The following is a 20,479-nucleotide window of genomic DNA, read 5'->3' as shown; positions in this document are numbered from 1 at the left end:
GACACGCGCTCCGCGTCGCTCAGCGGCTGCGCCCGCAACTACTTGCGACGATCCGCAACGCAGCAGCAACGACGCCGCTGATCACCCTTGATCGGCGGTGTACTTCGCGCCCAGTTCGCGGAGCCTGTCCATCGCCTGCGCGGCGTATTCCTTGTCGTTGGAACGAATCGCCAGCATCGGCACATAGTCGTCGTTGACGAGTTCGAGCTGGGCCCACGCCTTCTTGTCCGGGAAGGTGACGCCACGCACGGTGTTCCACGGAAAATCGCTGTCGCCCAAGATATTCCGGACGGACACCCCGTCGGCACCGACGCGTACCCGCGGCCGGGTGAGCAGCAGCACGGCGGCGGCGATCAACAACCCGATGCCGATCATGGCGAGCTGATCGGCCACACGGAAGTTCACCCCGGTCGACCCGGTGCGCAACCAGATACCGCCGGCCAAGAAGGCGACGGCAATCACGGCGGCGACGATCCGCGCGGTGCGCACGGCCCGCCGGGGACGCACCTCGAGTTCCCACTCCGGCGAATCCCCCTGCCCCGCAGCGGGTTCGCGGTAGGACCGGCCCTGCCCGCCCACTAGGCGGACTGCCGCAGCGACCGGAGTGTCAGTGCGGCGTCCAGCGCCGCGGCGCAGGCTTGCTCACCTTTGTTCTCGGCCGAACCGGGCAGCCCGGCCCGGTCCAGTGCTTGCTCCTCGTCGTTGGTGGTGAGCACCCCGTTCGCCACGGGCGTGCCCGCGTCCAGCGAAACCCGCGTGAGCCCGGCGGTCACCGCATCGCACACATACTCGAAATGCGGTGTCCCACCACGGATCACCACACCGAGCGCGACCACCGCGTCGTGGGTGCGCGCCAGCTCCTGCGCCACCACCGGCAGTTCCATCGCCCCGGCGCAGCGCACCACCGTGACGTGCAGGACTCCGGCGTCCTTGGCCACCTGCTCGGCGTTCGCCACCAGGGTGTCGCAGATCGTGGTGTGCCAGCGCGACGCGACGATGCCGAGTTTCAGGTCCTTGGCATCCGCGAGCGCGAAAGTCGGTACGCCGGTACCGCTCATCGATGATTCCCCTTTGTGAATTAGCGGGCGGTCTCGCCCAGATCGATGTCGTCGAGCCCGATCAGGTCGTGACCCATCCGGTCACGCTTGGTCCGCAGGTAGCGCAGGTTTTCGGCGTTGGCGCGCAACGGCATCGGTACCCGGTCGGTGATCTTGAGGCCGTACCCGTCCAGGCCGACCCGCTTGGCCGGATTGTTGGTGAGCAGCCGCATCGAGCGAATCCCGAGGTCGACCAGGATCTGCGCGCCGGTGCCGTAGTCGCGCGCGTCGGCGGGCAACCCGAGCTCCAGGTTCGCGTCGACCGTATCGTGGCCGGAGTCCTGCAACTGGTAGGCCTGCAACTTGTGCATGAGCCCGATGCCGCGGCCCTCGTGCCCGCGCATGTAGAGCACCACGCCGCGACCCTCCTGGGCCACCATCTCCAGCGCGGCGTCGAGCTGCGGACCGCAGTCGCAGCGCAGCGAGCCGAACACGTCGCCGGTGAGGCACTCCGAATGCACCCGCACCAGCACGTCCTCGCCGTCGGCCAGATCGCCGCGCACCAGCGCGACATGCTCGACCTCGTCGTAGATGCTCTGGTAACCGACGGCCATGAATTCGCCGTGCGCCGTGGGGATCCGCGCCTCGGCGACCCGGATGACGTGCTTCTCGTGCCGGCGTCGCCAGGCGATCATGTCGGCGATGGAGATCAGCGCGAGGTTGTGCTCGTCGGCGAAGACGCGCAGCTCCTCGGTGCGGGCCATGTGGCCCTCGTCCTTCTGGCTGACGATCTCGCAGATCACGCCCGCCGGACGCAGCCCGGCCATCCGGGACAGGTCGACCGCGGCCTCGGTGTGACCGGGCCTGCGCAGCACGCCGCCGTCCTTCGCGCGCAACGGCACCACATGGCCGGGGCGGGTGAAGTCGTCGGCCTTCGCCTCGTCGGAAGCGAGCAGGCGCATGGTGGTCGCGCGGTCGGCGCCCGAGATACCGGTGGTGATGCCCTCGCGGGCGTCGACCGACACGGTGTAGGCGGTGCCGTGCTTGTCCTGGTTCATCGCGTACATCGGCGGCAGGCCGAGGCGATCGCAGTCGTCTCCGGTCAGGGGCACGCAGATGTAGCCGGAGGTGTAGCGAATCATGAAGGCCACCAGCTCCGGGGTGGCCTTCTCGGCCGCGAAGATGAGGTCGCCCTCGTTCTCGCGGTCCTCGTCGTCGACGACGACGACCGCCTTACCCGCGGCGATGTCGGCGACGGCGCGCTCGATGGTGTCGAACCTGGTCACGTCTGTTGTGCTCCATCTCGAAATAGGTCCGCCCCTACAGTACGGCGTCGCACGCGGATGTTGACCGCCCGGCCGCTCACCCGCGCTGCTGCAGACGTTCGACGTACTTGGCGATCACGTCCACCTCCAGATTGACCGTCGTGCCGACGGTGGCGAAGCCGAGATTGGTGAGGGCGAGCGTGGTGGGGATGAGCGAGACCTCGAACCAGTCCTTGCTGCCGGCTTCGGCGGGCTCGTCGGCGACGCCGAGACCGGAGACGGTGAGCGAGATGCCGTCGACGGTGATCGAGCCCTTCTCCACCACGTAGCGGGCGATCGAGTCGGGCAGCGAGATGCGCACGACCTCCCAGTTCTCCGAGGGGGTGCGGGAGAGCACGGTGCCGGTGCCGTCGACGTGGCCCTGCACGAGATGTCCGCCGAGGCGGCTGTTCAGCGCGGCGGCGCGTTCCAGGTTGACCTTGGATCCGGTGTCCAGTTTGCCGATGCTGGATCGGTTCAGCGTCTCCTGCATCACGTCGACGGTGAACGAGTCGCCGCCGATCACCTCGACGACGGTCAGGCAGACGCCGTTCACCGCGATCGAGTCGCCGTGCCCGGCATCGGAGGTCACCAGCCCGCCCCGGATCGTCAGCCGGGCGGCGTCGGCCAGCCGCTCGGTGGCGACGATCTCGCCCAGTTCCTCGACGATGCCTGTGAACATGCCTGACTCCCTGTCGCGTCGTAGTCCCCGGTTGCGGAACAGCCCGGCCGCGACGGGTATTCCCGCCGGTCGGTACCGCTGGATCCAGCTTAACGACGGCTCGTCGTAGGGGACACCACGGTTCCACCCAAGGAAACCATCGGACCACTTCCCGGCAACCGCCGAGGGAACCAAACCGTCAGCCAAGCGACACCCGCCAGAGCAAACGGCTAATAACGAATCGATTCCCAATTGAGCTCGAGCATGCGGATAAATCGCACATTAAAGGTCTGCTGGAATTGTTTGTTCGCACTATGGATACCGCACAATTGCGTTTTGCAGACTTCTGGCAACCCGCGAATCCCGGGCATACCCATTCGCAACACACTTTTAACGTTTGCTTGCGCCGTGACCGAAATAGACGCAATATTGTTATGTAGCTGATTCCTTCCGTTCAACTTTCACACCGGGCGGTTCGATGCGGAACCGTTCGACCTGGTGAAGCGCCTGCGGAGCCGGGGAGTTCGACCCAGGGATTGTCCACCACTCGAGGAAGTCAGATAACGACAGTGGGTCAAATCAAGTTCGACACAGTTGGGGGCGCGGAGTGACCACTCTTCTCGATTCGACGCTGGAAGTTCGCTGCGTGCAGTACCGTCGCGAATTGCACCTGCCCGCCTCGATCGATCCCACCTCGCGTCGCATTCTGTTGCATATCGGCGCCCATTACGGCGCCATCACCATGCCCGCCGATCTCGGCGAACGGGTGCAGCAACGACTCGAGCAGGCCGCCATCGCGGGCCCGGTCGTCGATCATCCACGCGCCAAGCGCTGGACCTTCCTGACCGGTCCGTATCGGCCGGACACGCTGACCGCCGCGGTCTCCGCCGAGCTGTTCCGGATGTACGCCACGGTCGCCTGCACCGGCAGCCAGGTCGTGCTGCCCTCACCGGACGACGAGCACACCGGTTATCGCACCTGGATCCGCCCGCCCGAGGCGGCGACCACCCGGCCGCCGCTCAACGCGGTGATCGAGGCGACCAGGTCCGTCGGCACCCGCAAAGTCCGCGCGCTGTAACCGCTTTCGCGGATCAGACGGTACGCAGCGCGGCGGCCTGACTGCGCAGCGCTTCGACGGCAGCACCCGGATCGGCCGTGTTGTAGACCGCGGACCCGGCGACGAAGCAGTCGATGCCCGCCTCCGCCGCGGCCTCGATCGTGTCGGTATTGATGCCACCGTCGATCTCGACCAGCAGCCGCAACTCGCCCGCGTCCACCAGATTGCGCACGACGCGCGCCTTGCTCAAGACGTCGGCGATGAACGACTGACCGCCGAAGCCGGGCTCGACGCTCATCACCAGCAGGGTGTCGAACGAACGCAGAATCTCCAGGTACGGCTCGATCGGTGTGTTCGGTTTCACCGAAAGACCGGCCTTGGCTCCGGCCGCGCGGATATCGCGGGCCACCGCGACCGGATCGTCGGTCGCCTCGGCGTGGAAGGTCACGTTGTGCGCGCCCGCCTCGGCGTACGGCGGCGCCCAGCGAGCCGGGTCCTCGATCATCAGGTGGCAGTCGAGCGGAATGTCGGTCGCCTTCAGCAGGCTCTCGACCACCGGGAGTCCGAGGGTCAGGTTCGGCACGAAGTGCGCGTCCATCACGTCGACGTGTAGCCAGTCGGCGCCGGCGACCGCTCGGGCCTCGTCCGCGAGATGGGCGAAGTCGGCGGAAAGGATGGAGGGGGCGATCATCGGGACGGCCGGGCGCGCGTAAGTCGGGGTGGACACAACGCCGCAGTCTATCGGTAGTGGGGGTTGCCCAGCTCCCGAGTGGGTAGCCTGATGAGGGTGATCAACATTTCGGCGGAACAGGGGCTCTACAGCACCCCGGTGGAGATTCGGGTGGCCGCATCGGTCACACAGCTGCCCATCGTTCGTGGGCTCGCCGAAACTCTCGTGCTACTAAGCGATTTCACGCTCGACGAGGTGGCCGACATCCGGCTCGCCGTCGACGAGGTCTGCTCGACCTTGATCGCCGTCGCCAAGCCCGACAGCAGCCTGAACTGCCGATTCACCGTGGGCGAGACCGAACTGCTGGTCCGCGTCAGCGGGATCGCCGGTAAGGAGGGCTTACCTGATCAGCGCAGCTTCGGCTGGCACGTGCTGCGCACGCTCACCGATGAGGTGCAGGCGACCCAGGATTCGTTCGATTCGACGGTTTCCGGATATCCGACGACGGTCGAGTTCCGTCGGGTCCGGGGGAAAGCGTAGTGGCGGACGAGGACACCGTGTTCGACTCCGATCGCGACGACAACGCCGATACCGTCACCGATGAGGGGGACAACCCCGCCGACGAGGCGGAAACCGTCACCAGCGAGGACGCCGCCGAGGAGACCGAGACCCTCGAGGCCGTGAAGACCGTCGCCGGCTACGACGACGTCGGGTTGCTCTTCGAACAGCTCGGCGCGAGCAAGCCGGGAACCGCGCGGCACAGCGCGATCCGCGCCGAACTGATCAGCCGCTGCATTCCGCTGGCCGACCACATCGCGCGCAAATTCAGCGGGCGCGGTGAGCCGTTCGACGATTTGACCCAGGTCGCGCGGGTCGGGCTGGTGCACGCGGTCGACCGATTCGATGTCGAGCGCGGTTCGAACTTCCTGTCCTTCGCGGTGCCGACCATCATGGGCGAGGTTCGCCGGTACTTCCGCGACAACACCTGGGCGATGCGCGTGCCGCGGCGGGTCAAGGAGACGCACCTGCGGATCGGTGCGGCGATCGACGCGCTGTCCCAGCGGCTCGGCCGATCACCCACCGCCAAGGAGATCGCCGCCGAACTCGACGTGGACCCGGACGAGGTGACCCAGGCCGTCATCGCCGGCAACGCCTACCAGCCGAGTTCCATCGACGCCGCCACCCTCGGCCGCGACACCGACGCCTCACTGCTGGACACGCTCGGCGAGGAAGAGGCCCAATTCGACCGGGTCGAAGAGTATGTCGCGATCCGGCCGCTGCTGGCCGGGCTGCCCGAGCGCGAGCGGCGCATCCTCACCATGCGGTTCTTCGAGTCGATGACGCAGACCCAGATCGCGCAGCAGATGGGGATCTCGCAGATGCACGTCTCCCGCATCCTCGCGAAAACCCTTGCCCGGCTGCGGGAACAGTCCAGCCGGGAGTGACTAGCCCTGGAACTCGCGTTGCCCGCGCACCTTCGGCGGGGCGGTGAGCCACCAAGCGTCGTCCAGCATTTCGCGAAGCTGTTCGCGGGCAACGTGTTCCAGATCGATCAGAATGATGCCGTACCCGTCGTAGTGCGGAGTCGTGTAGAACGCCGGATCGCCGGAAGCCAGTAGCGCCTCCTTCTCGGCGAGATCGCACACCAGGGCCACCCCGCCCTCCGCCTCCACCCGCAACCGGCAGAACCCCTTCCCCCCGACCTTCAACGCCGGACTACGCCACCACGTCGCCTCCTCCACCCCCGGCAGCCCCACCCCAAGCTTCACCACATCTTCCCAAGTCAGCGCCATTCCCCCCAGTCTGCTCCCCACCCACCACCCCGTCTTGGACAAATGGAAGCGGCCGCCGCGCGCGCCGAAACTCCTGGACAGATGATCACCGGGAACTGATGCTGGCATATCGCGAGAGGCAAACAGCACCAGTTCCCTCTCGATTCGGCACCACCACCTAGGGGCACGAGCGGACAGCATGCCCCCGCATGCCCGCGCGAATCTAGTCGCGCGCATGGCGTCGCGGCGCGCACGATCCTAGGCCGGGCAACAAACGCTGACCGTTGGGCAAGTCCGGGTGCGCGCAAGACCGTAGTAGCGGACGCCGCGCAGGAGGTCGCCGTCGGTGACACCGGTCGCGCAGAAGAAGACGTTGTCGCCGGCCACCAGGTCTTCGGTGGTGAGCACCCGATCGAGATCGTGGCCGGCGTCGATCGCCTTCTGCCGCTCCTCGTCGTCGGTCGGTGCGAGCATGCCCTGGAGTTCGCCGCCCATACAGCGCATGGCGGCGGCCGCGATGATGCCCTCGGGGGTGCCGCCGACGCCGACCAGGATGTCGGTGCCCGAATCGGGGCGAGCCGCGGCGATGGCGCCCGCGACGTCACCGTCGGAGATCAGCCGGATGCGCGCGCCCGCGTCGCGGACCTCCTGGATCAGCCCGGCCGGTCCAGGACGCAGACGGTGAGGCCCGACTTCGCAAGGGTTGCCGCCGCGCACGGTCTACGTAATCGCGCACGAAATCGGTGACTGGATCGTGCGCGGCTGGAGAGGCATGCGCGGCGGCTTACCGGGTCAGGGTTTGCGGAGGGCGGCCATGAACATGGCGTCGGTGCCGTGGCGGTGGGGCCAGAGTTGGGCGGTGGGGCCGTCGCCGAGGTCGGTGACGCCGGGGAGGAGCTCGCGGGTGTCGAGTTGTTCGGCGCCTAGGCGGCGGACAGCGTCGGCTACCACGACTACGGTTTCCTGGAGGTGGGGGGAGCAGGTGGAGTACAGGAGGACGCCGCCGGGGCGCAGGAGATCCCATGCGGCGGTGAGCAATTCGCGTTGCAGGGTGACCAGATCGGCGACGTCGGCGGGGGTGCGGCGCCAGCGGGCCTCCGGGCGGCGGCGCAGCGCGCCGAGACCGGTGCACGGGGCGTCGACCAGGATGCGGTCGTAGCCGGGGGTCAGTCCGCTGTCGCGGCCGTCGGTGACGTGGATGTCGACCGGCAGGCCTTGGACGGAGTTGCGGACGAGTTCGGCGCGATGTTCGGCGGGTTCGACGGCGTCGACGCGGAAGCCATCGATCGCGGCAAGCGTACCGAGCAAGGCCGCCTTGCCGCCCGGACCCGCACACAGGTCCAGCCAGCGGCCGCCGTCCGGACCGTTCAGCGGGGCGCGGGTCAGCGCGAGCGCGACGAGCTGACTGCCTTCGTCCTGCACGCCGGCCATTCCGTCGCGGACCGGCTCGAGTTTGCCGGGGTCGCCGCCGTCCAGGTACACCGCGTACGGCGACCAGCGGCCCTCTTCGCCGCCGGTGACCAGCGCCAATTCCTCGGCGGTGATCTCGCCGGGCCGGGCGACCAGGTGGACCGCCGGCCGCGCGTCATCGGCGGCCAGCGCGTCGTGCAGTTCGCCCGCTCGCGCGCCGAGCGCGTCGGCGAACGCCTGCGCGATCCACACCGGATGCGCGAACTCGAACGCCAGCCGCCCCACCGGATCCTTCGGCGCGAGCTGCTCGACCCACTCCTCGACCGTCATCTCCCCCGCGCGGCGCAGCACCGCGTTCACGAATCCCGCTTTACCCGCACCGAATTCGGCCCGCGCGAGCGCCACCGACGTATCGACCGCCGCATGCGCCCCGATCCGAGTCCGCAGCAGCTGATACACGCCCAGCCGCAACACATCCAGCAAGGAACCGTCGATCTCCGCGATCGGCCGGCCCGCCCCGGCTTCGATCACCGCATCGAGCAGCCCGAGTGAACGGCAGGCCCCATACGCGAGCTCGGTCGCCAGCGCCGCATCCCGCCCGGTGATCCGCCGCTCCCGAAGCAGCGCCGGCAGCACAAGATTCGCGTAAGCGTCCCGCTCCCGCACCGCCCGCAACACATCCCGAGCCACGAGACGAGGCGCGTCAACCGGCTCACCCGCGGTTGTGCGTCCCCCCGCGACTGATCCCCGATCGGCCGACCGCGCCCCACCGCGCCCGGCCTGTGAGCCACCACCGGAATTCGACGCACCCGCACTACGCGCGGGCCGGTCACCACCCGCTCGCCCCGCCCCGCCACGGCCGGAGTCCGCCCGTGACCCACCGACAGCCGACCGCGCCCCACCGCGCCCGGCCTGTGAGCCACTCCCGAAATTCGACGCACCCGCACTACGCGCGGGCCGGTCACCACCCGCTCGCCCCGCCCCGCCACGGCCGGAGTCCGCCCGTGACCCACCGGCATTCGAACGCGACGCCGGCCGACCCGCACTCCCCCTGGAACCCTTCGCCGATGCCGCCGCACCCTGCCCGGCGTCCGAACGCACACCCGACCGCGAACCACCCTGCGCCGACTCGCCACCACGCGCTACGGACGATCGACTCGCGCTACTAGCCGCCTGCGAACCACCTTGCACCGACTCGCCACCACGCGCCACCGACGACCGGCCCACGCCATCAGCCGGCTGCGGACGATCCCGCCACGCACCGTCACGACCGGAGTCCGCCTGTCGCCCATCAGCATTCGAACGTGGTGCCGAACGGCCAGCGCTAGCTCCCGTACCCCTCTTCGCCGATTCCCCACCTCGCTTGATGTCCGAACGCCCAGCCGACCGCGAACCACCCTGCGCCGACTCGCTGCCGCGCGCTACGGACGATCCACTCGCGCTACCGGCCGACCGCGAACGCGCCTGGCCCGAACCGCCGCGGCCCGAGTCCGACCGTGAACCATCGATATTCGAGCTCGGCGAGCGGTCGATCGCGCCATCCGCTGACCGCGAACGACCCTGCGGCCCTCCACCACGACCGGACTCGGACTGCGGCCCAACGGCGTTCGAACGGCCGGTCGCGCCGTCCACCGAGCGCGGACGGCCTTGCGACGACCAGCCCCTATCGGATTCCGGACGTCCCACAGCGGATCCACCCGAACTCGATGATCCCACGCGGCGGGCCGAGCGGTCACCGGTCGACTCGTCGGACCGATTCCACTTCGCTTGTGCGGGACGCTGATTCGCACCAGTGGGGCGTCCGCGAGCGTCGTCGCGCCGCGGGGCCGACTGTCGCGCCGAGTCGCCCCCGCGCGCACTGTTCGTCCGGGCGCTCGCCTTTCCGCGCGCCGCTTCCGCACCGTTCGCTCGTGACGAATCACGAGACTCGTTGCCGCGCTTGCGTTCCGGGGGTGTCATGCGACCACCGCGCCCTGCGTGAAACCGCCAGCCCGGTCGAGTAGCGAATCCGTGTACCGTGCCGTCATGCTCCACCGCTCTCGTTGAGGTCGCGGCGCGTGGCCACGGATATAAGGACTCCGACCGCCTTCGACCACAGCGGAATCCTGCGATCCACGCCGGCCGACAACCACCGTCTCGAGCCACGATTGCGACTCGAAGCCGGGCGCGACAACATCGAGGATCGTCACTCGAACACCGCGCCGGCCTGCAACCGCGCGCCGCGGGCCCAGTCGAGGGCGTCCATCATGCGCTTACCTTGGGGCTGAACCTGATTCAGGCGGATCGCGGTGGTCGCGGTGCCGACGAAGACACCGGATTTGCGGACCTCGATGGTCCGAGTCGGCAGCTCCTCCTCGACCAGTTCGACCGGACCCAGCTTCAGGCGATTGCCGTCGACCTCGGTCCAGGCGCCGGGGGCCGGGGTGACCGCGCGGATGCGGCGGCCGATGGCCAGCGCGGGCAGGTCCCAGCGGATGTGCGCGGCCTCGGCGGTGATCTTGGGTGCGTGCGAGATGCCCTCGGTGGACTGCGGAACCGCCTGCAGGGTCCCGTCTTCCACGCCGTCGAGGGTCGCCTCGAGCAGTTGAGCGCCGCTCACGGAGAGCCGTTCGAGCAGTTCGCCCGCGGTGTCGGTGACCGCGATCTTCTCGGTCACCATGCCGAACACCGGACCGGTGTCGAGTCCGGCCTCGATCTGAAAGGTGGACGCGCCGGTGATCTCGTCCCCCGCGTCGATCGCGGCCTGCACCGGCGCCGCGCCACGCCAGGCGGGCAGCAGGGAGAAGTGCAGGTTGATCCAGCCGAAGCGCGGGATGTCGAGCACGCGCTGCGGCAGCAGTGCGCCGTAGGCGACGACCGGGCAGCAGTCCGGCGCCAACTCGGTGAGCTCTGCGACGAACTCGGGCTCGGCGGGCCGCCGCGGCGTCAGCACCGGAATCCCGTGCTCGTCGGCCAGCAGCCCGACCGGCGACCGAGTCACCTTGCGCCCGCGTCCGGCAACCGCGTCCGGCCTGGTCACCACGGCGATCACCTCGTGCCGCCCGGATTCGATCAATCGCCGCAGCGAGGGCACGGCCGGCTCCGGCGTACCGGCGAAAACGATGCGCATCAACGACCCCGTCCGAACGGACCGGCCTGGCCCGTTCCAGTCACCGAGCGCGACGGCCGCGCCGTCACGCCCGCACTGAACCAATCGGATTCACGGATGGTCCGCATCGCGTCCTTACGCGCAGCGGGGTCCAGCCGATCGATGAACAACACGCCGTCGAGGTGGTCGGTCTCATGCTGCACGCAGCGCGCCAACAGGCCCTCCGCATCGAATTCGACCGGCGCACCGTGCATGTCGACGCCGCGCGCCCGGACCCGCAGCGCCCGCCGGGTGTCGTAGCGCACCCCGGGAATCGAGAGGCAGCCCTCGGGTCCGACCTGTTCCTCGTCGCCGACCACTTCCCACTGCGGGTTCACCAGGTGTCCCGCCGCGTCATGAGTGTCGTACACGAAAACACGCAACCCCACTCCGATCTGCGGTGCGGCCATGCCGACGCCACCATCGTCGTGCATGGTGTCGGTCAGGTCGGTCACCAGCTGCTGAAGTTCCCGGTCGAACGCGGTGACCTCCGCCGCGCGAGCGCGCAGGACGGGATCGCCGAACAGGCGAACAGGCTGAATGGTCACGGCAAACTCCCGGAAGCGGACGAACACGGTCGTCTCATTCTAGTGAGATGGCCGAAGGTCCCCGATCCACCAGCCCGAAGCTGGTAGAACTCCAGTGCGGTCGGACGGGGTGCGTTGTCCTCCGTCCGGCCGCCCGGTTCAGGAGTTACCGGCGATGATCACTTCCGGGATGCCGGTGCCGAGCATCACCGGACGGCAGACCGGCGCCGGGGTGGTCGGATCCAGCACGTTCAACAACAGCTGCTGCACGAAGGGGTCGTAGACCATGTGGAAGTGCCCGGTCAGGTCGACCGGGCAGCGATCCTGCAGCGAGATGTTCTCCGCGCCGGGGCCGCGCAGCGCGATATTACTGTTCGGCTGGATCATCTCGTCGACCTTGCTGCCGATGGTCGTGTACATCGGGCCGGGCACGGTGTCACCGCCGGCATTGAGCGCGGTCATCACCTCCGAGCCCTGCGCCTGCTGCACCGCGGCGAGCGAGGTCACCCGCGCGAACGCCTGCAACCCGCCCGGCACCGCCTCCACCACGGGCACCAGTCCGTACATCACCCCGCCGTAACTCGGCGACGCGAGTCCGACCCACCTGCCGACCTTCGGCGCACCGCCGAGCTTGTTGGTGTAGAACCGGGTGACCGAGGCGCCCTGGGAGAATCCGACCAGATCGACCTGGGCGGCGCCGGTGGCGGCCAGCACGCGGTCGACGAAGTCGCCGATCTGATACGAGCTGAGCACCACGTCCTCGGTGCCGTAGCTGTCCGCCCCCGGGCTGCCGCCGTAGTTGAGCGCGAAGACGCAGAACCCGGCGGCGGCGAGCTGCGGCGCGATGGCCGAATAGTCCGAGTAGGCACTGGAATCCGTGCCGTGCGCGAGCACCACCGGCCGCGGGTGGGCGGCGTTCGGCTTGCAGTCGAAGTTGTTGGCGCCCAACGGAACCACGTTCTTGTGGGTCTTCAGATAGGCTGCCGCGCCGAGGTGATCGGTCTGCGGCGGGCCGGGCTGGGTGGGGATCTCGGGCGGGCGGTAGCCGGCGGGCGCGGCCTGCGCCGCACCGCTGCCGAGCATTGCTACCACGGCGAGTGCGGCGACCAGCACCGCCTTACCCAAGTGTGAAATTCCCCAAACCCACAAACCCCGAAACTGTCGCATCTCACAATGATCTACTGAACCCGCCCCAAATGCGCGCTCCAGCGCGGTGTTTCACACCCCGTTACTTTTCGGGGGTCTCGTCTTCGGCCAGGATTCGGTATAGCGACTTCCTGGTCTCGGTGAGCAGCTCCGCCGCTTTGGCCGCCTGTGCGGGCGTGCCCGCCGCCGCCACCTGGGCGACCGCGCCCATCAGCTGACCGACGAGTTCGCGGAGATCGATGGCCTGCGCGCCGACGTCTTCCTTGACGTCCGCCCACGGGTCGCCCAGCTCGTCCTGGTGCTCGGTGACGTAGGCGGTGCCCGCGTCGGTCAGCTGGGCCGTCTTGCGCCCGGCGACCTTTTCGATGAGGACCAGGCCCTCGTCTTCCAGCTGGGCCAGCGCGGGGTAGATGGAACCCGGGCTCGGACGCCAGACGTCGTCGCTGCGCTCGCGGATCTGCTGGATCAGCTCATAGCCGTGCATCGGCCGCTCGGTGAGCAGCAGCAGGACCGCCGCTCGCACGTCGCCGCGCCGCCCACGTCCGCCACGGCCACGACCGCGACCGAAATGCGATCCGAAGCCGGGACCGAAACCCGGGCCGAAGCCCGGACCGAAGTCGGGACCGTGCCCGTGCCGTCCGCCGCGGCGGAACCGCTGACGGGGGTCGAAGTCCTCGTCACCGGGGCGCTGCCTGCGGCCGCGGCGGCCGAATTCTCGTTGTTCTTGGTGTTCCATGATGGCCTCCTCAGGCTCTCGTGTTCGAATCATGTTGTCGACGATATATCGGCAATGCATCGAACGCAAGGGTCAATTTCCCGATCCCCGGAGACCGAGGGGTTCACGGCGCGAGCGAGTCGATCCAGCGCGCGAGCCGGTCCCCCTCCGTCACCATCAGCTCAGGATCACGGAAGGTGTTGGTGAGCAAAGAGATTCCCTGATAGGCGGCGATCAGGGCGACGGCGAGTTCACGCGCGTCGGTGCGGCCCATGGCTTCGAATTGACCTTCGGCCCAGTCGACGAGCCTGCGCATGATGTCGGCGAGTTCGCGGTCCAGGCCGTCGGCGCGCTTGTCGAGTTCGGTGGCGAGAGTGCCGGACGGGCAGCCGAACCGGGCGGCCGTTTCGCGTTCGTCGACCCAGCCGCCGATCAGCGCCTTGAGGCGGTCCCGCGGAGCGGGCAGCTGGTCGAGCAGGGCGATGAGGTCGTCCAGCGCCTGCCCGTGGGCGCCGATTGCGGCTCGGACCAGCTGATCCTTCGTTTTGAAGTAGTAGTAGACGTTGCCGACCGGGACGTCGGCGGCGTGGGCGATGTCGGCGATGGTGGTCTTCTCGACCCCTTGCTCATGGAAGACGCGAGCCGCCGCGGCGCCTAGACGCTCGCGTTTACCACCCTTCGGGCGCTCTGCGGATGCTGAGTTAGTCACACAACTCACTATAGACACGCTGCGGGTTCGTCCGATACGTTCTTTTCAGTCAGTCAACTAACTCAATGAAGAGGAGCAAGATGATCGTGGTCACCGGGGCAACGGGAAACATCGGCGCACACCTCGTGCGGGGCTTGGCCGAAGCGGGTCAGGAGGTCACCGCGGTCTCGCGCGGCAGTAGAGACCTCGCGTGGCCGGAGGGAGTGCGTTCAGTGGTCGCCGATCTGGGCGATCCGGACAGCCTCGCCCCTGCTGTCGCGGGCGCTGACGCGTTGTTCCTGCTCATCACCGGCGAGCAGTTGGTGAGTGGGCCGGCCCCGGAGCGAGTACTGGAGGTCGTGCGGGCCGCGGGCGTTCGACGGGTGGTCTTCGTGTCGTCGCAGGGTGTGGCCACCAGGGCCGATGCGGACGGTTATGCGCGGCTGATCGCCTTCGAGGAGGCGATCCGGAAGTCCGGACTGGTATGGACCATCTTGCGGCCTGCGGGTTTCTACGCGAATACATATGCGTGGGCGGAATCGGTGCGCACCGAACGGACGGTCGCGGCACCCTTCGGTGCGGTCGGGTTGCCGTCCATCGATCCGGCCGATATCGCCGCGGTCGCGGCCGCCGCGTTGTCCGAGGACGGGCATGCCGGACAGATCTACACCCTCACCGGGCCCGCGCTGAGCACGCCGCAGGATCAGGCGGCGGCGATCGGCGCGGCGCTGGAAGCACCGGTGCGGTTCGTGGAATTGACTCGGGCGCAGGCACATACGGCGATGACGCGGTTCATGCCCGAATCGGTGGTCGAGCACACGCTATCGATTCTCGGCGAGCCGACGGCCGCGGAGCAGCAGATCAGTCCGGATGTGGAGCGGGTGCTGGGCCGGGTCCCGGCGAGTTATGCCGAATGGGCGCAACGCAATCGGGCCGTGTTCGCCTGAGCTACGCCGTCGGCGAATGGCAGCACATGTCGGGCCGTCTCCCCCTTCATAGTGGAGGAGGCGAATGTGCTGCTCCCCCTGATGATCTCGGACGTCGAGGTCGAGCGGATCCTCGTCGGGGGGCGAGGCGGCGCAACAGTTCGACCATCAGGCGGGGAGCAGACGGATCCGAAGGCCCGCGTCGACGATGCCGGGAACGGCCGCGCGGCAATCGGTTCGGTCGACGTGGCGGGCGAAGAACTCGGCGTGTCCGGGATAGAAAACCCGAAGAGCAAGCGGAAGACGGCGGCCTCCTCCTTGAAATGGTGGAAGACGCTGCCCGAACTGAGCCCGGCGGCGCGGGCGATCCAGGTGGCCGTGGTGCGTTCGTAGCCGTGCATGGCGAACTGTTCGGCAGCGACCATGGCGACGCGGGGATTGCTACGGTGATCCGGTGGTGGATATCAGCATCGAGACCGAAACCGAGACGGCACAACGACTTCGGCGGGTCATCGCGGTCGCGGAGCTCGACGTGCAGGCCGGGGTGTGGTGTTTCCGGGAAACTCCACTGGCCGAGCCGCCGCAGCTGACCCCGCGCACGCTCGCGGTGGTCCGCGACGCGGAAAAGTGGAGCGCGCTCGTACCGTTCGCCGAGGCCGACGGCGCGGAGGTGGAGAAGTTCGGCTTGTTCTCCTTCCACTTCCCCGCCGGGCTGGACAACAGCGGGTTCGTCGGCTGGCTCGCGGGCCACCTCAAACGCGCGCTCGGCACCGGGGTGTTCGTGGTCTGCGGCAGCAACCGGGAACACGGCGGAATTTACGACTACTGGGGTTGCCCGGTCGAGTTGCTGGCGGCGGTCGAGCGCGAGATCGACACGCTGCGCTCGGCAGACGGCTAGAAGACCGGTGTGGTGCGGGCGCTCAGCTCGCACTTGTTGCCGAAGGCTTTTCGCCAGTCGACCTGCTTGCCCTGCCAGGTGCCGGTCGCCGAGGCGTCGACCGGCTCGAAAACCTGGATGCAGGCGGTGGTGGGGTCGCCGGGAAGCTTGTCGAAGTCACCGCCCACCGCCGCCAACGCCGCGCAGGCCGCGTCGGCCTTGGGGTGATCGCCGCCGGTCGGCTCGCAGGTCAGCGTGACCCGGGTCGGTTCCGACCCCGGCGCCGCCGGCGTGACGGTCAACGTCAGGTTGGTCTTCGGCGACCCGGCGTCGTCATCCGAACAGGCCGCCAACCCGAGCGCGACGACCACAAGACACGCGGTCGCAAGGGTCCGGCGAAGCGAAGAAGTCGTCATCCGTCCACTCAATCACGCCACCAAGGACGTTTCCGATAACTTCCGGCTAACTCGCCGGGCAGACACGCGCCCCCGGCATCGATGATGCCGATGCGCGCGTGCACGTCTGCCACACCCACGGCCAGCACCGTCGCGCTGGTGATGCCGGCTGCGAGTGGGCTGCGCGCCAATGTGAGACATCGGCTTGCAGGCACCGACACCGGGCTACAACCGCAGACGCCGAAACCCCGAAGTCGGCCACGCCGAACCGACACGAAGCGAAGCATCGGAATTGCGACATCGCGGATGAGCCTCCTGCCGCGATCAGACAGCGACTTGCAGGCGCCAGCACTCCCCTACCGCCGCAGATGCGCCAACCTCCGAAGTCGCCAGATCGACTGACATGAAGCGAGGCATCGGAATAGAGGCGCCGCAGATGAGCTTCCTGCCATGATCACGACAGGGCAGGCAGTACAGCGAGGAGGGCGTCTGCCGGACCAAGCGCAAATACCACGGCTTGCAGGCACCTACACCGGATCTACGGCCGCGGGGTCGAGCCCGGATCAGCCGAAATCGACCAGACTGAACCGATATGAAGCGAGGCATCGGAATTGCGACACCGCGGATGAGCCTCCTGCCGCAACCAGACAGCGGCTTGCAGGCACCAGCACCTGTACTACGGCCGCGGGGTCGAGGCCGGATCAGCCGATGTCGACCGGGTCGATCTGGACGCGCAGGGGGGCGTCGGAGCGGTGGGTGCTGCGGATGGCTTGGGCGGCGGTGAGGGCGCGGGCGAGGGCGGCGCCGGATTTGCGGTCGACGCGGAGCAGGATGCGTTCGACCTCGGCGGGGGTGTCGCCGGAGGAGAAGGGTTTGCGGGCGCCGTCGGGCAGGGGTACCGGGCCGAGCACCTCGACGTCGGCGGGAAGGTCTGTGGCGGAGAGCAATTCGGCGATGGAGTCGGAGGTGCCGTCGACCGCGGCCATGCGGACGGCGGGCGGGAAGCCGACCTCGGCGCGGGCGGCCAGTTCGTTGCGGGCGTGCCAGACCGGGTCCCAGCGCAGCATGGCCTGCACGGTGGGAATCGAGCCCTCGGCCATGACGATGACCTGGCCGCGCGAACGCACCAGGGTCGCGGCGGTCATCCAGCGGCGCAGCGTGTCCTCGGCCGCGCGCAGGTCGGCGCGGCCGAGCAGAGCCCAGCTGTCGAGCAGCAGGGCAACTCCATAGCCGCCGGGCAGCACCGGTTCCGCGCCGACCGTGGCGACCACCACCTGCGGCCCCGGTTCCACCGTGTCGAGCATCGCGCCGCCGCCGGAGCCGCGGATCGGCACGCCGGGAAACGCGCGGCCGAGTTCCTCCGCGGTGCGGCTCGCGCCGATCACCACCGCCCGCAGCGCCCGCGAACCGCAGGACGCGCAGCGGAACGCCGCCTCGGTGATGCCGCACCAGCGGCAGTTCGGGCTGTGCGCGGCATCGCCCTGCGAATCACTGTGCCGCGCACGGCCATCCGGCAGGGCGAGCGGGCCGTTGCAGTGCCGGCATCGCGCGGGCGTCCGGCATTTCGCGCAGGCCAGCGACGGGACATACCCGCGCCGCGGCACCTGCACCAGCACGGCCGCGCCCTCCTTCAACGCGGCCCGCGCGGCCGCGTACGCGACGCCGGGAATCCGGACCGCCTTGGCGACCGGGTCGCGCTCCATCGCGAAATCGGAATCCCCCGGCACGCTGATCCGCGGCGCCGCATCCCGCACCACCGCCCGGTCGGCGACCAGGTCGTGCGCCCACCCGGTTTCGACGATCGCCTGGACCTCCGCCGTGCGCGCGAAACCGGCCGCGACGAACGCCGCCCCCGTCTCGTGCGAACGCAGCATCGCCACCTCTCGCGCATGCGGATACGGTGACCGCGGCTCGGCGTAGGTGTCGTCCCCGTCGTCCCAAATCACGATCAGCCCAAGGTCTTTCGCCGGCGCGAATACCGCACTGCGCGTCCCGACCACGACCTTCGCCGTTCCCCGCAGCACCGCGAGCCACCGCCGATACCGCGCCGCAGGCCCCAGCCCCGCGGCCAGCCCGACCGCCGAATCCCCCAGCAGCCGAGTACATTCCGCCAGCACGCGATCCAGATCCCGCTGATCCGGCACCATCAGGATCGCACTCTGCCCCCGCTCGGCCACCGCCCCCGCCAGCTCCGCCAACCGCCGAGGCCAGTCCTCCCCCGGCAACGCCTGCCAAGCCGCCCGCGGCCCCTTCCCCCCGCGAAGCGCCGCCAAAAACGCCGCCCCATGGATGTACCGCCCCCAGGGACCGTGATCCACGGCAACACGATCTCCCCCACCCGACTCCACCGCCGAACCAGCCTCACCGACATCCGGCCCCGCCGCTAAAGCCTCGCCAGCATTCCCTACGCCTGTCGATGACGCGCCACGGTCAGCGCCTGCATCTGACGAGCCGCTCGCATGTTCTGTGGACGCCGCGGCTCGCGCATCACTATCCGCTCCGGCGGCTCGGATCCCGCCGGCATCTGACTCCGACGCTTGCGCCTCACCTTCCACGGCAGCCACCCGACCTGTATCTACGGCCGACCGCGAAATCGCCGCCGAGCCCGCACCGTCAACTGGAGGCCCAATCACCGCCCCCGCCAACGATTCCGCGCCTCGCGCCCGATCGGCCACCTCTGCCGCTCCGGTCGAGTCCGGCGAAGACCCTGAGCTCGGCCGCCTATCTTTCGCAGTTACCGACTGTCCGGCAGGCCCGGCGCAGACCGGCTCATCTCCAGCCGAGTTCGACGGGGACTCCAAGCCTGGCGTCCCAGCGTTGACGGCTACCGACTGCCCCGTAGTGGACTCGGCGAGGAGCTGCCCCTCGTCCGCGACTGTCGGATCGCTCGTCGCGACGGCCGAATCGGTGGGGGCCGAATCTGTTTCGACCGCTGCGGCATTCGAAAGTGCCGAGGGCGGGTGCTTCATGGAATCGGTGGATGACGCGGAGGTGTGCTCTCGGACCTCCGCTTGGGACGCAGCATCATCCGCAGTGTCTGCAGCGATTCTGTTATCGACTGCGCGATCATGTGTCATCGAATCAGCGTCGACACCGACGGAGTCGACATTCGAAGGCGACGCATCCGAGGAAGGCGCGACCTGGTCGCCATCGTTTTCACCTGGCGTTTTAGCGGAGTTGCCTTGTGCGACCATCGAATCTGCCACGTCAGGTGGAGTGTCTTTGGCGTAACTCTCGTCAACCACAGAACCAGACGGCACCGAATCAGTATCGATACCAACGGAATCGACACTCGGAGGCGACGCATCCGATGATCGGGCCGACTGGTCGGCACTGTTTGGGTCGGGTGAGACGGACGAGTCGGATTGTGGCACTTCGGAATCCGGTGGGATCGCCTCGGTGGGCGTCGGTGACACTTCATCGATTGTCGAATCGAGTCCGACTGAGTCAGTGTCGGATTCGGCGGAATCCGCGGTCGAGAATGCCGATTTCACCGGCTTTACCGGCGCACTTACGCCGGACGGCGTGGTTGAGACATCTTGTGCCGCAGCAGAGTCCGTTGCGCCTGCTTCGGCACCCGAATCGGCTGCTGACGAGTCGCCTCGGACCCCAGCGAAATCGGCCCCGGACGGGGGTTTCACCCGGAGTGGGGCGCTACCGGTCGAGGTCTTTTTCCGCTTCGCGGGACTCGGTGCGGCCGAAGTCTCCTCCGTCGACTCCTCGTCCTCGGCATCGCCTTCGGCCGGCTTCTTCTTCGTCCCACCGGTCTCGGTCCGCGCATGCCGCGGCGGAATAGCCAGGCGCAGAACGTCGGCGCGAGTTCCGGCGTAACGAGTGGCGACCGCGGTCGCGAGCTTCATGATCTCGGGCGTCAGCACGCGCTCGGCGGAGACGACTCGCTCGAGCTTCACCAGCCTGCCGCTGTGCTCACTGTGCGTGAGCCGCTCCAGCAGATACCCGTCGACCAGACGACCCGCGAACCGCACGCGCACCCGCACGCCCGGCTGCGCGATCGCGTCCAGCTCGGCGGGCACCAGGTAATCGAAGTCACGATCCAGGTGGGCCGGAGACAGCAACGGGAGCACCCGAGCTATCGGGTGCTCCACGGCTGCGGGGCCCGCGGGCGGGACCCCCGGTATGGCGGGGGTGCCCGCCGCGGGTTTTTTC

General features: G+C 68.6%; 20 protein-coding genes and 2 pseudogenes. 5 read left to right on the top strand and 17 right to left on the bottom strand.

Features of this window, described 5'->3' with window-relative positions; all coding sequences use genetic code 11:
* Positions 1-81: 81 nt before the first annotated feature.
* The 4 genes from ACFYO1_RS09145 to ACFYO1_RS09130 form a co-directional block, all read right to left on the bottom strand.
* Positions 82-579: a PH domain-containing protein gene (locus ACFYO1_RS09145; protein WP_387228651.1), complete on the bottom strand. Its 498-nt coding sequence runs from the start codon at positions 577-579 to the stop codon at positions 82-84.
* Positions 579-1,058, bottom strand: a complete 480-nt coding sequence (gene ribH / locus ACFYO1_RS09140; RefSeq protein WP_218470125.1) for a 6,7-dimethyl-8-ribityllumazine synthase — start codon at positions 1,056-1,058, stop codon at positions 579-581. The genes ACFYO1_RS09145 and ribH overlap by 1 nt, the downstream gene beginning before the upstream one ends.
* A gap of 20 nt (positions 1,059-1,078) precedes the next feature.
* Entirely contained in the window at positions 1,079-2,323 is a 1,245-nt protein-coding gene (locus tag ACFYO1_RS09135; protein WP_378722055.1) for a bifunctional 3,4-dihydroxy-2-butanone-4-phosphate synthase/GTP cyclohydrolase II, read from the bottom strand.
* 76 nt (positions 2,324-2,399) lie between these two features.
* A complete protein-coding gene (locus tag ACFYO1_RS09130) occupies positions 2,400-3,023 on the bottom strand; it encodes a riboflavin synthase (protein ID WP_378722056.1) in 624 nt (207 codons plus the stop codon).
* A 586-nt stretch (positions 3,024-3,609) separates the two neighbouring features.
* Between ACFYO1_RS09130 and ACFYO1_RS09125 the strand changes: the two genes are divergently transcribed.
* Positions 3,610-4,080, top strand: coding sequence for a hypothetical protein (locus ACFYO1_RS09125; RefSeq protein ID WP_387228648.1), 471 nt, complete (start codon positions 3,610-3,612; stop codon positions 4,078-4,080).
* A gap of 13 nt (positions 4,081-4,093) precedes the next feature.
* Here ACFYO1_RS09125 and rpe read toward each other — a convergent pair whose 3' ends face one another.
* Positions 4,094-4,750, bottom strand: coding sequence for a ribulose-phosphate 3-epimerase (rpe, locus tag ACFYO1_RS09120; RefSeq protein ID WP_387231795.1), 657 nt, complete (start codon positions 4,748-4,750; stop codon positions 4,094-4,096).
* 96 nt (positions 4,751-4,846) lie between these two features.
* Between rpe and ACFYO1_RS09115 the strand changes: the two genes are divergently transcribed.
* Positions 4,847-5,269, top strand: coding sequence for an ATP-binding protein (locus ACFYO1_RS09115; protein ID WP_387228646.1), 423 nt, complete (start codon positions 4,847-4,849; stop codon positions 5,267-5,269).
* Positions 5,269-6,174, top strand: a complete 906-nt coding sequence (locus tag ACFYO1_RS09110; protein ID WP_387228644.1) for an RNA polymerase sigma factor SigF — start codon at positions 5,269-5,271, stop codon at positions 6,172-6,174. The genes ACFYO1_RS09115 and ACFYO1_RS09110 overlap by 1 nt, the downstream gene beginning before the upstream one ends.
* Here the strand turns inward: ACFYO1_RS09110 and ACFYO1_RS09105 are convergent, their stop codons facing one another.
* From ACFYO1_RS09105 to ACFYO1_RS09070, 8 genes and pseudogenes are all read right to left on the bottom strand, one after another.
* Complete coding sequence (locus ACFYO1_RS09105; protein WP_387228643.1) at positions 6,175-6,522, bottom strand: MmcQ/YjbR family DNA-binding protein; 348 nt, start codon at positions 6,520-6,522, stop codon at positions 6,175-6,177. It lies immediately after the preceding gene.
* A gap of 288 nt (positions 6,523-6,810) precedes the next feature.
* Positions 6,811-7,193, bottom strand: a pseudogene (locus ACFYO1_RS09100) (fructose-bisphosphatase class II); the annotation flags it as partial.
* A 100-nt stretch (positions 7,194-7,293) separates the two neighbouring features.
* Positions 7,294-8,601: an RsmB/NOP family class I SAM-dependent RNA methyltransferase gene (locus ACFYO1_RS09095; RefSeq protein WP_387228641.1), complete on the bottom strand. Its 1,308-nt coding sequence runs from the start codon at positions 8,599-8,601 to the stop codon at positions 7,294-7,296.
* Positions 8,602-10,096: 1,495 nt separating this feature from the next.
* Positions 10,097-11,020: a methionyl-tRNA formyltransferase gene (gene fmt / locus ACFYO1_RS09090; RefSeq protein WP_387228639.1), complete on the bottom strand. Its 924-nt coding sequence runs from the start codon at positions 11,018-11,020 to the stop codon at positions 10,097-10,099.
* Positions 11,020-11,586, bottom strand: a complete 567-nt coding sequence (def, locus tag ACFYO1_RS09085) for a peptide deformylase (protein ID WP_387228637.1) — start codon at positions 11,584-11,586, stop codon at positions 11,020-11,022. Before def ends, fmt begins: the two co-directional genes overlap by 1 nt.
* 138 nt (positions 11,587-11,724) lie before the next feature.
* Positions 11,725-12,648 carry an esterase/lipase family protein gene (locus tag ACFYO1_RS09080; protein WP_387231793.1) on the bottom strand — a complete coding sequence of 308 codons (924 nt, stop codon included), beginning with the start codon at positions 12,646-12,648 and terminating at the stop codon, positions 11,725-11,727.
* Positions 12,649-12,793: 145 nt separating this feature from the next.
* Positions 12,794-13,447, bottom strand: coding sequence for a PadR family transcriptional regulator (locus tag ACFYO1_RS09075; protein WP_387228635.1), 654 nt, complete (start codon positions 13,445-13,447; stop codon positions 12,794-12,796).
* Between the two features lie 103 nt (positions 13,448-13,550).
* The gene (locus ACFYO1_RS09070; RefSeq protein ID WP_387228634.1) at positions 13,551-14,135 is read right to left on the bottom strand and encodes a TetR/AcrR family transcriptional regulator; all 585 of its coding nucleotides are present in this window, start codon (positions 14,133-14,135) and stop codon (positions 13,551-13,553) included.
* Between the two features lie 65 nt (positions 14,136-14,200).
* On the opposite strand from ACFYO1_RS09070, the gene ACFYO1_RS09065 reads away from it, so the two are divergent.
* Positions 14,201-15,061, top strand: coding sequence for an SDR family oxidoreductase (locus ACFYO1_RS09065; RefSeq protein ID WP_387228632.1), 861 nt, complete (start codon positions 14,201-14,203; stop codon positions 15,059-15,061).
* On the opposite strand, the gene ACFYO1_RS09060 is transcribed toward ACFYO1_RS09065, so the two are convergent.
* Positions 15,019-15,441, bottom strand: a complete 423-nt coding sequence (locus ACFYO1_RS09060; RefSeq protein WP_387231791.1) for a helix-turn-helix domain-containing protein — start codon at positions 15,439-15,441, stop codon at positions 15,019-15,021. The genes ACFYO1_RS09065 and ACFYO1_RS09060 overlap by 43 nt on opposite strands.
* A 53-nt stretch (positions 15,442-15,494) precedes the next feature.
* Between ACFYO1_RS09060 and ACFYO1_RS09055 the strand changes: the two genes are divergently transcribed.
* Positions 15,495-15,938 carry a DUF6196 family protein gene (locus ACFYO1_RS09055; RefSeq protein ID WP_387228629.1) on the top strand — a complete coding sequence of 148 codons (444 nt, stop codon included), beginning with the start codon at positions 15,495-15,497 and terminating at the stop codon, positions 15,936-15,938.
* On the opposite strand, the gene ACFYO1_RS09050 is transcribed toward ACFYO1_RS09055, so the two are convergent.
* The 3 genes and pseudogenes from ACFYO1_RS09050 to ACFYO1_RS09040 form a co-directional block, all read right to left on the bottom strand.
* Positions 15,935-16,333, bottom strand: coding sequence for an SSI family serine proteinase inhibitor (locus tag ACFYO1_RS09050; protein WP_387228627.1), 399 nt, complete (start codon positions 16,331-16,333; stop codon positions 15,935-15,937). The genes ACFYO1_RS09055 and ACFYO1_RS09050 overlap by 4 nt on opposite strands.
* A 680-nt stretch (positions 16,334-17,013) precedes the next feature.
* Positions 17,014-19,113 carry a primosomal protein N' gene (locus ACFYO1_RS09045; protein WP_387231789.1) on the bottom strand — a complete coding sequence of 700 codons (2,100 nt, stop codon included), beginning with the start codon at positions 19,111-19,113 and terminating at the stop codon, positions 17,014-17,016.
* Between the two features lie 966 nt (positions 19,114-20,079).
* Positions 20,080-20,451 (bottom strand): annotated as a pseudogene (locus ACFYO1_RS09040) (primosome assembly protein PriA); the annotation flags it as partial.
* Positions 20,452-20,479 lie beyond the last annotated feature (28 nt).

Source organism: Nocardia sp. NPDC006044 (assembly GCF_042871115.1).
Taxonomy (GTDB): domain Bacteria; phylum Actinomycetota; class Actinomycetes; order Mycobacteriales; family Mycobacteriaceae; genus Nocardia.
This window is presented reverse-complemented; position numbering and strand designations above follow the sequence as displayed.